Genomic DNA, 8,536 nt, shown 5'->3' with positions numbered 1-8,536 from the left:
CGCCGACCCTCCCACCCATTGCGGGAATTGAATCAGCCGAGCGGCCTTCGATCAAGGGCGAGTTTTTCAACAAAATATCCGCAAAGCCGTCACCCACCCCTTGGCGAATCCATGGGGCGGGTTGCCGTCTTGTCAGTCGAAATCCGGTGCGTAAGGCACGAGGTCCTTGCCGACGATGCGGTAGCCGGTCCGAGTCATCGCCTCGATCCGGTCCATGTCGATCGACGACAGGGTGAAATCCATCACGTCGAAATTCGCCGCGATATTGGCGGGCTTGGTCGACATGGTGTTGATGCTGACACCCTTTTGCAGGATCCAGCGCAGCACCACCTGCGCGGCGCTCTTGCCATAGGCCGCGCCAATCTCGCCAAAGATCGCGTGTTTGAAGACCTCGCCCCGCGCCACCGAACAATATGACGCCAGCGGTATCCCGGTTTCCGTCGCCGCCTTCAGCAGCTTGTCCTGATTCAGCAGCGGGTGGAATTCGACTTGGTTCGTCACCAGCGGCGCATCGACGATGGCGCGGGCGTCGTGCATCATCTGGGCGGTGTAGTTCGACACGCCGATATGCGCGGCCAGCCCCCGGTCATGCGCCTGTTGCAGCAATTGCAGCGACAGCTTGATGTCAAAGCCGGGCGTCGGCCAGTGCAGCAGCAGCACGTCGGCTTGATCGATCTGCAAGTCCTTCAGGCTTTGCTCGACCGAGGGCAGGAATTTGTCCTCACTGAAATTGGCGATATCGACCTTGGTGGTGATGCACAGGTCATTGCGGGCCAGCCCGGTGGCTTTCAGCGCCGCGCCCGTCTCGGCCTCGTTGCCATACATCTGCGCGGTGTCAAAGGCGCGATAGCCCACCTCTGCCGCTGCAAGAATCGCGTCGTGCAATTCCTGTCCCTTCAGCGGAAAGGTCCCGAAGGACCGCTGGTATGTCTTTTCGAAATAGATGGTCACGGTTGGCTCTCCCTGTAATGGCCCGTGATTTCCGCCGGTTTTGCGGTAACATCGGGCTTGATCGCGACGCGACTTGGCGGCATATTGACAGTAACCAGTTAGTTACAAAGAGGCAACCGAAGATGTCCAGGATCGCGACCGCAGAGGAGGCAGTGCGCCACATCAAGGATGACGCCACCATCGCCGTGAACTCGTCCAGCGGGCTGTGTTGCCCCGACGCGGTGCTGGCGGCCTTGGGTCGGCGCTTCGATGACACTGGCGCGCCGCGCAACCTGACCACGATCCACCCGATCGCGGCGGGGGACATGTTCGGCACCCCCGGCGTGGACCATATCTCCAAGCCGGGGCTGATCACCAAGATCATCGGCGGGTCCTATCCCTCGGGCCCGACCAAGGCCGAGCCGCCGAAGATCTGGCAGATGATCACCGCCGAGCAGATCAAGGCCTACAACATCCCGTCGGGCATCGTCTTTGACATGCTGCGCGAGGGCGCGGCCAAGCGTCCCGGCGTGCTGACCAAGGTGGGCCTCAAGACCTTTGTCGATCCCGATCTGGAAGGCTGCGCCATGAATGACGCCGCCCGCGCCGAGCCGGTCGTCTTTCACCGCGACTTCGACGGTGAGGACTGGCTCTATTTCCCCGCGATCCGCCCCGATGTGGCGATCATCCGCGCCACCACGGCGGATGAGCGCGGCAATCTGAGCTTCGAGCACGAGGGGGCGTATCTCGGCGCGATGGAGCTGGCCTTGGCCGCGCGCAATTCCGGCGGACTGGTGATCGCGCAGGTCAAGCGCGTGGCGCAAAACGGGTCGATTCGCCCGCATGACGTGCGCGTTCCCGGCATCCTCGTCGATTTCATCGTCGAAGCGCCCGAACAGTTGCAGACCACCGCAACCGCCTATGACCCGGCCATTTCCGGCGAGCTGATCCGCCCGCTGCACACCTTCCGCTCGGCTGAGTTCAACGTCGGCAAGGTGATCGCCCGCCGCGTCGCGCAGGAATTGCGCGACGGCTGGGCGGTGAACATTGGCTTTGGCATCTCGGCCAACGTGCCGCGCATCCTCGTCGAAGAGGGGCTGCACGGCGCGGTCACATGGATGATCGAACAGGGGGCCGTGGGTGGCGTGCCCCTGCTGGATTTCAAGTTCGGCTGCGCCGCAAATGCCGAGGCCTTCGTCGCCTCGCCGCACCAGTTCACCTATTTTCAGGCCGGGGGCTTCGATGCCTCGTTGTTGTCCTTCCTCGAGGTCGGCAAGGATGGCTCCGTCAACGTATCGCGCCTGCGGGGTGTGCCGCATCGCACCGCCGGGGCGGGGGGCTTTGTCGACATCACCGCCCGCGCCCGCAAGATCGTCTTTTCCGGCAATTTCAACGCCGGGGCAAAGATGCGGATCGACGGCGGGCAACTGGTGATCGACAGCGAAGGCAAGGTGGCGAAGTTCGTGGACGAGGTCGATCAGGTGTCCTTTTCCGGCGCGCGGGCGCGCGAGCAGGGGCAGGATGTGACCTATGTGACCGAGCGCTGCGTGATCCGCCTGATCGATGGCGCGCTGGTCGTGACGGAAATCGCGCCGGGGCTGGACGTGCAGCGCGACGTGCTGGATCAGGCGGCAACCGACTTGCAGGTCGCGCAGGACTTGAAAGTGATGGATGGCCGGCTGTTTGCCGAAGCTCCGATGCAGCTTGAACTGGCCAAGGCATGAGCGGCGCGTTTTCGCTGGAGGTCGCGAGCGGCATCGGCACCCTGCGCATCATGCGCGAGGCCAAGCGCAACGCGCTCGACACCCAGATGATGGACGCGCTGGCGGACCTGTGCCGCCAGATCGAGCGGCGCGAGGATATTGGCGTGCTCATCCTGACCGGCAGCGGGCGCAGTTTCTGCGCGGGCGGTGACATTTCGGCGTGGAGCGGTGAAGGCGCCACACGTTTCGCGCGGCATTGGGTGCGCGACGGGCACGAGGTCTTTGACCGGCTCGCCCGCCTGCGCCAGCCGGTGATTGCGGCACTGAACGGGCCGGTCTTGGGCGGCGGGCTGGAGCTGGCCTCCTGCGCCGACTACCGTATCGCCGAGGATCATGTGCGGTTCGGCCAGCCCGAAACGGGCCTCGGCATCATCGCCGGCTGGTCGGGCACACAACGCGCCGTGCGCCGGTTCGGCGCGCAAATCGTCCGACGCATGGCGCTGTTCGGCGAGGTGCTGACCGCGCAGCAGGCGGTGCAAGCCGGGCTGGCCGATCAGGTCGTCCCCGAAGGCGAGGCGCTGGCCACCGCACGCGCCGTGGCTCAGGCTGCTCTGACGCGCGGCCCATTGGCAACCGAACTGACCAAGATGCTCATCAACGCCGCCGAGGGCGAAGAGCGCGAGCGCGTGCTGGAATCGCTGGCAGGCCGCATCGCCGCCGCCAGCGAGGAACTGCGCGAGGGCGTGAGCGCCTTCAAGGAAAAACGCCCGCCCGATTTCGGCGGCAAGGAGGACTGAACCATGATTCGACACCTTGTCCATCTGCGCTTTCGCGACGACGTGCAGGCCGACGCGAAACAGGCGCTTTATGACCGACTGGCGGCGCTGAGCGACCGGATCGACGGGGTGCTGGATTTCCAGCACCGCCGGAATGTCTCGGTCGAGACGCCCTTGGTGCGCGGTTTCCTCGACATGTTCTGGTTCGATTTCCGCGACGAGGGCGTGCGCGACGCCTATCTGGTGGACGAGGTGCATCAGGCCATCGGTGCCGATATCGTCGCCTGTCTGGAGGGCGGGGCCGAAGGTGTCTTTGTCTGCGACATCGCGCTGTGACGCCCGAGGACTGCGCCTTTCTGACCTCGCTTTTCACGGCGGCGGTGGCGGCGGCAGACCCGGTGCAGGCCTTGCGCCCACATTTGCCGGACCGTCCCAAGGGCCGCACGGTGGTCATCGGCGCGGGCAAGGGGGCGGCGCAACTGGCCGCCGCCTTCGAGACGCTGTGGGATGGCCCGGTCGAGGGCGTCGTCGTCACCCGCTATGGCTACGCGGTGCCGTGCCAGACCATCCGCGTGCTGGAGGCCGCGCATCCCGTGCCGGATGCCGCCGGGATGCAGGCCAGCGCGGCCCTGATGAAAGCGGTCGAGGGGCTGACGCAGGACGATCTGGTCGTCGCGTTGATCTGCGGCGGGGGCTCGTCCCTGCTGCCCGCCCCGCCCAACGGGCTGACGTTGGCGGATGAGCAGGCGCTGAACGCGGCGCTCTTGCGCTCCGGTGCGCCGATCGGCGTGATGAACGCGATCCGCAAACATGTCAGCGGGATCAAGGGTGGCCGTCTCGCCGCCGCAGCCCACCCCGCGCAAGTCGTGTCACTGGTGGTCAGCGATGTGCCGGGGGACGAGCCGGCGCAGGTCGCTTCGGGGCCGACGGTGCCATCAAGCGTGACGCTGGACGAGGCGCGCAACCTGATTGCGGCCTACAAGATCGCCCTGCCACCGCGCGTCGCCGCCCATCTGGAAACCGAGGCCGCGCGTGCGCCGGACCCCTCTGATCCGGTGTTCAAGACGCATGAGACCCGCGTCATCGCCTCGGCGCGGCTGTCCCTTCTGGCCGCGCAGGCCGAGGCCGAGCGCCACGGCATCCCCGCCGTCATCCTGTCCGACGCCATCGAGGGCGAGGCCAAGGATGTGGGGCAGGTCCACGCCGCGCTGGCGCGCGAGATCGCTCGGCACGGCACCCCCTTTGCCCCGCCGGTCGTCCTGCTGTCCGGTGGCGAGACCACCGTGACGCTGCGCGACGATCCGGGCCGGGGCGGGCGCAACACGGCCTTCCAGCTGTCCTTCGCACAGGCCATCGACGGAGTGGCCGGGATTGCCGCGCTGGCGGCGGATACCGACGGGATAGACGGGTCGCAGGACAATGCCGGGGCCTTTGCCGATGGCACCAGCGCGGCGCAGATGCGCGCGGCGGGCGTCGATCCGCTGGCGGCGCAGGCCGCCCAAGACCCGTGGGGCGCTTTCGATGCGGTGGGGGACCTGTTCGCGCCGGGGCCGACCGGCACCAATGTCAACGACTTCCGCGCGATCCTGATCCGGCCTCAGGCATAGATCATCAGCCGGTTCACCCCGCGCTGCACCGTCTCGCCGCGCTGGTTCGTCACGTCGAAATCCAGCGTGGCGATGCCGCGCTTGCCGTCCGAGGTGGGGCGCAGGCCCGCCACCGTAATCCGCGCGCCGATCTCGTCGCCCGCCAGCACCGGGGCCGCAAACCCCCAGTCCCAGCCCAGCGACGCGATGGCGTCGAACTGCGCCGGGGTCTGGTTCTTCAACCCGTCGACCAGCGACAGGACCAGAAGCCCATGCGCCACCCTGTCGGCAAAGCCGTGCCGTCGGGCGGAATCGGCGTCCATATGGATCTCGAACCGGTCGCCGGTCAGCGCGGCAAAGGCGTCGATCATCGCTGTGTCGACGACCTGCCGCGCGGTCTCGATCACGTCACCCTCGACCAGTTGGGCCAGACCGTAGCGGCCCGGCCCAAGGAGGCGCCCGGTCACGGTGTCGGCGCGTCGTCGCGCAGCAAGCCCTTGGCCTTCAGGTCCGCCCAGAACTGGTCCGGGATCGGGTGGCTGAACCAGCGCAGGTTCTGCTGCAACTGCTCGACCGTGCGGGTGCCCGCCATGAAGGTCGGCACAGCCGGATGGGCCACGACGAATTGCAACGCGGCGGCGGGCAGGGGCACGTCATACTCCGCGCAGACCGCCTCGATCTTGCGGACCCGGTCTATGATCTCTGCCGGGGCGGGGGCGTAGTTGTATTTCGCACCCTCCTTTGCCCCCGTGGCAAGGATTCCCGAGTTGAAGCCACCGCCGACCACAACCGCCGCGCCGCGCTCCACGCAGAGCGGCAGGAAGTCGTTCAGCGAGTCCTGTTCAAGCAGCGTATAGCGCCCGGCCAGCAGGAAGCAGTCGAAGTCGCGCTGTTGCAGGGCGGCATGGCAGACCTCCCATTCGTTCACCCCGACACCGATCGCCTTGACCACACCTTGGTCGCGCAGGCCCGACAGGGCCTTCCACGCGCCATCCATCGCCTGTTTGAAGACCTCGGGCTGCTCGGCCCCACGGGTGAACACGTCGATGTCGTGGATGAAGCAGATGTCCATCCGTTCGAGGTTCAGCCGCTGCAAGCTGTCCTCGAAACTGCGCATCGTGCCGTCATAGCTGTAGTCGAAATGCATCGTGAAGCGGCCCGCATTCGTCCACGGCGCATAGTCGATATCGGCCTTGCGCGCCGGCTTCAGGATGCGCCCGACCTTGGAGGACAGCACGAAATCGTCGCGCTCCTTCCAGCGCAGGGAATGGCCGGTGCGCAGCTCGGCCAGCCCGTGACCATACATCGGCGCGGTATCGAAATAGCGCACACCCGTATCCCACGCCTCTTGGATCATCGCATCCGAGGTGCCCTCGTCGATCTCGCGAAAGATGTTGCCGATGGGGGCCGTGCCGAATCCGAAGGGTGTCACCTCCAGATCAACCCGCCCGAATTTCACCTTGTCGTCCGGCTTCATGATGCCCTCCCATAAGTAACCATATAGTTATATAAGCCAGATCGCGCGCCGCAAATCAACCCTGATGAGGGCTTGACCGGAAAGCGGACTCGCTCCTATAAAGTAACCATTCAGTTACCGAGGATCGGAAGAGGGGCGAGATGTTTCTGACAGACATGCATGTTCAGGTGCGCGACATGACACGGCAATTCGCGCAGGATGTCATCCGCCCCCTGGCCGAGGACCTGGACCGCGAGGAACGCTTTCCCGCAGAGCTTTATGACCAGATGGCCGAACTGGGCCTGTTCGGGATCAGCGTGCCCGAGGCGATGGGCGGGCCGGGCTTTGACACGGTGACCTATGCGCTGGTGATGGAAGAGCTGTCGCGCGGCTATGCCAGCGTGGCCGATCAATGCGGTCTGGTGGAACTGCTCTCGACCCTGCTGGTGCAGCACGGCACCGATGCGCAGCGCGCGCACTGGCTGGGCGGGCTTCTGAGCGCCAAGCTCCGGGGCGCCTATTGCATCACCGAGGCCGATGCCGGCACCGACGTGTCCGGTATCCGGACGACCGCCATGCGCGACGGTGACGGTTGGGTGCTGAACGGCGGCAAGATCTGGATTCATAACGCGCCGGTGGCCGATGTGGGCTTCGTGCTGGCCCGGACGGACCCGGAGGCCGGGCATCGTGGCATGTCGATCTTCATCGTCGACCTGCACGCCGACGGCGTTTCGCGCGGACCCAAGGAACACAAGATGGGCCAGCGCGCCAGTCAAGTCGGCGCGCTGAATTTCGACGATGTGCGCCTGCCCGCCGATGCGCTTCTGGGCACCGAGGGGCGGGGCTTTCACATGATGATGAGCGTGCTCGACAAGGGCCGCGTCGGCATCGCCGCGCTGGCCGTCGGCATTGGGCAGGCCGGGCTCGAGGCGGCGGTGGACTATGCGCAACAGCGCAAGCAGTTCAAGAAACCGATCGCCGAGTTTCAGGGCGTGCAATGGCTGCTGGCCGACATCGCCAAGGATGTCGAGGCCGCGCGCCTGCTGGTGCTGAACGCCGCGCACAAGATCGACACCGGCGCGGATGCAACGCGGTACTGTTCGATGGCCAAATGCTTTGCCGGGGACATGGCCGTGGCGCGCACGGCGGATGCGGTGCAGGTCTTTGGCGGGTCGGGCTATATCCGCGGGTTCGAGGTCGAGCGGCTGTATCGCGACGCCAAGATCACCCAGATCTACGAAGGCACGAACCAGATCCAGCGGATGATCATCGCGCGGGAATTGCTGGCAAAGGGGGCAGCGGCATGAGCGGACAGGTTGCACTGGTCACCGGGTCGAGCCGGGGCATCGGGCTGGCCACGGCGGTGGCGCTCGCGCGCGAAGGGTTCTCCATCGCGGTCAACGGCCCGGTCGATGACGACGAGTTGCGCGCAGCGGTGGCCAAGGTCGCAGCCGAGGGCGTCAAGGTCATCGCCGCCCCCTTCGACGTGACCGAACTGAGCGCGCATGACACCGTCCTCGCCCGGATCGAAGAGGCGCTTGGCCCCCTGACCACCCTCGTCAACAACGCGGGCGTCGGCGTGATGCAGCGCGGCGACCCGTTGGACGCGACCGAGGCCAGCTATGACCGCTGCCTGTCGGTGAACACCAAGGCGCCGTTCTTCCTGACGCAGGCCTTTGCGCGCCGTCTCGTGGCCCGCGACCGCGACCCCGCGCTGTTCCACGCCATCGTCAACGTCACTTCGTCCAACGCGGTGGCCGTGGCCGAGCCGCGCGGTGAATATTGCGTGTCCAAGGCCGCCGCCGCCATGTCATCGAAACTCTGGGCGGTGCGTCTGGGGCGCGAGAACATCGCCGTCTATGACGTCCAGCCCGGCCTGATCGCCACCGAGATGACCGCCCCCGTCATCGCCCAATACGAGGAACGCGCCAAGGCGGGGCTGACCCTGTTCCCCCGCGTCGGCCAGCCCGAGGACATGGGCGGGATCATCGCCTCGCTCGCCTCGGGCAAGCTGCCCTATACCACCGGACAGGCGATCTCGGCGGATGCCGGGATGCTGGTGTCGCGCTTCTGAAGGAGACCGCA

The 8,536-nt window shown here is 66.2% G+C and carries 9 protein-coding genes; 6 read left to right on the top strand and 3 right to left on the bottom strand.

Annotation, left to right across the window (positions count from 1 at the left end; genetic code table 11):
- Positions 1–132: 132 nt before the first annotated feature.
- Positions 133–951 (bottom strand): aldo/keto reductase, encoded by an 819-nt coding sequence (locus D8Z78_RS23265; protein ID WP_121634678.1) that lies wholly within the window; start codon positions 949–951, stop codon positions 133–135.
- Positions 952–1,073: 122 nt separating this feature from the next.
- Between D8Z78_RS23265 and D8Z78_RS23260 the strand changes: the two genes are divergently transcribed.
- From D8Z78_RS23260 to D8Z78_RS23245, 4 genes are read left to right on the top strand one after another with little or no spacing between them, the layout of a single operon-like run.
- Positions 1,074–2,654, top strand: a complete 1,581-nt coding sequence (locus tag D8Z78_RS23260) for an acyl CoA:acetate/3-ketoacid CoA transferase (RefSeq protein WP_121634677.1) — start codon at positions 1,074–1,076, stop codon at positions 2,652–2,654.
- Positions 2,651–3,430, top strand: coding sequence for an enoyl-CoA hydratase/isomerase family protein (locus tag D8Z78_RS23255; protein ID WP_121634675.1), 780 nt, complete (start codon positions 2,651–2,653; stop codon positions 3,428–3,430). Before D8Z78_RS23260 ends, D8Z78_RS23255 begins: the two co-directional genes overlap by 4 nt.
- Positions 3,431–3,433: 3 nt before the next feature.
- On the top strand, positions 3,434–3,745 hold the full coding sequence (locus D8Z78_RS23250; protein WP_121634673.1) for a Dabb family protein: 312 nt from the start codon (positions 3,434–3,436) through the stop codon (positions 3,743–3,745).
- Positions 3,742–5,016, top strand: a complete 1,275-nt coding sequence (locus D8Z78_RS23245) for a glycerate kinase type-2 family protein (RefSeq protein ID WP_121634672.1) — start codon at positions 3,742–3,744, stop codon at positions 5,014–5,016. Before D8Z78_RS23250 ends, D8Z78_RS23245 begins: the two co-directional genes overlap by 4 nt.
- Here D8Z78_RS23245 and D8Z78_RS23240 read toward each other — a convergent pair.
- Together D8Z78_RS23240 and D8Z78_RS23235 are read right to left on the bottom strand one after the other, a co-directional pair.
- Positions 5,007–5,462, bottom strand: a complete 456-nt coding sequence (locus D8Z78_RS23240; RefSeq protein WP_240672244.1) for a MaoC family dehydratase — start codon at positions 5,460–5,462, stop codon at positions 5,007–5,009. The two genes, D8Z78_RS23245 and D8Z78_RS23240, sit on opposite strands and share 10 nt — an antisense overlap.
- Positions 5,459–6,472, bottom strand: coding sequence for an aldo/keto reductase (locus D8Z78_RS23235; RefSeq protein WP_121634670.1), 1,014 nt, complete (start codon positions 6,470–6,472; stop codon positions 5,459–5,461). Before D8Z78_RS23235 ends, D8Z78_RS23240 begins: the two co-directional genes overlap by 4 nt.
- Before the next feature lie 140 nt (positions 6,473–6,612).
- Between D8Z78_RS23235 and D8Z78_RS23230 the strand changes: the two genes are divergently transcribed.
- Both D8Z78_RS23230 and D8Z78_RS23225 read left to right on the top strand, forming a co-directional pair.
- Complete coding sequence (locus tag D8Z78_RS23230) at positions 6,613–7,758, top strand: acyl-CoA dehydrogenase family protein (protein ID WP_121634668.1); 1,146 nt, start codon at positions 6,613–6,615, stop codon at positions 7,756–7,758.
- Positions 7,755–8,525: a 3-ketoacyl-ACP reductase gene (locus D8Z78_RS23225; RefSeq protein ID WP_121634666.1), complete on the top strand. Its 771-nt coding sequence runs from the start codon at positions 7,755–7,757 to the stop codon at positions 8,523–8,525. Before D8Z78_RS23230 ends, D8Z78_RS23225 begins: the two co-directional genes overlap by 4 nt.
- Positions 8,526–8,536 lie beyond the last annotated feature (11 nt).

This window comes from Tropicibacter alexandrii, from assembly GCF_003667315.2.
Taxonomy (GTDB): Bacteria; Pseudomonadota; Alphaproteobacteria; order Rhodobacterales; family Rhodobacteraceae; genus Tropicibacter; species Tropicibacter alexandrii.
The sequence above is the reverse complement of the archived record's forward strand: the minus strand, read 5'-3'. Positions and strand labels throughout refer to the sequence as shown.

Excerpts from the sequence above, each read along its gene's own strand:
- D8Z78_RS23260 (WP_121634677.1), top strand. The coding sequence starts at position 1,074 with ATGTCCAGGATCGCGACCGCAGAGGAGGCAGTGCGCCACATCAAGGAT.
- D8Z78_RS23255 (WP_121634675.1), top strand. The coding sequence starts at position 2,651 with ATGAGCGGCGCGTTTTCGCTGGAGGTCGCGAGCGGCATCGGCACCCTG.
- D8Z78_RS23250 (WP_121634673.1), top strand. The coding sequence starts at position 3,434 with ATGATTCGACACCTTGTCCATCTGCGCTTTCGCGACGACGTGCAGGCC.
- D8Z78_RS23235 (WP_121634670.1), bottom strand. The coding sequence starts at position 6,472 with ATGAAGCCGGACGACAAGGTGAAATTCGGGCGGGTTGATCTGGAGGTG.
- D8Z78_RS23230 (WP_121634668.1), top strand. The coding sequence starts at position 6,613 with ATGTTTCTGACAGACATGCATGTTCAGGTGCGCGACATGACACGGCAA.
- D8Z78_RS23225 (WP_121634666.1), top strand. The coding sequence starts at position 7,755 with ATGAGCGGACAGGTTGCACTGGTCACCGGGTCGAGCCGGGGCATCGGG.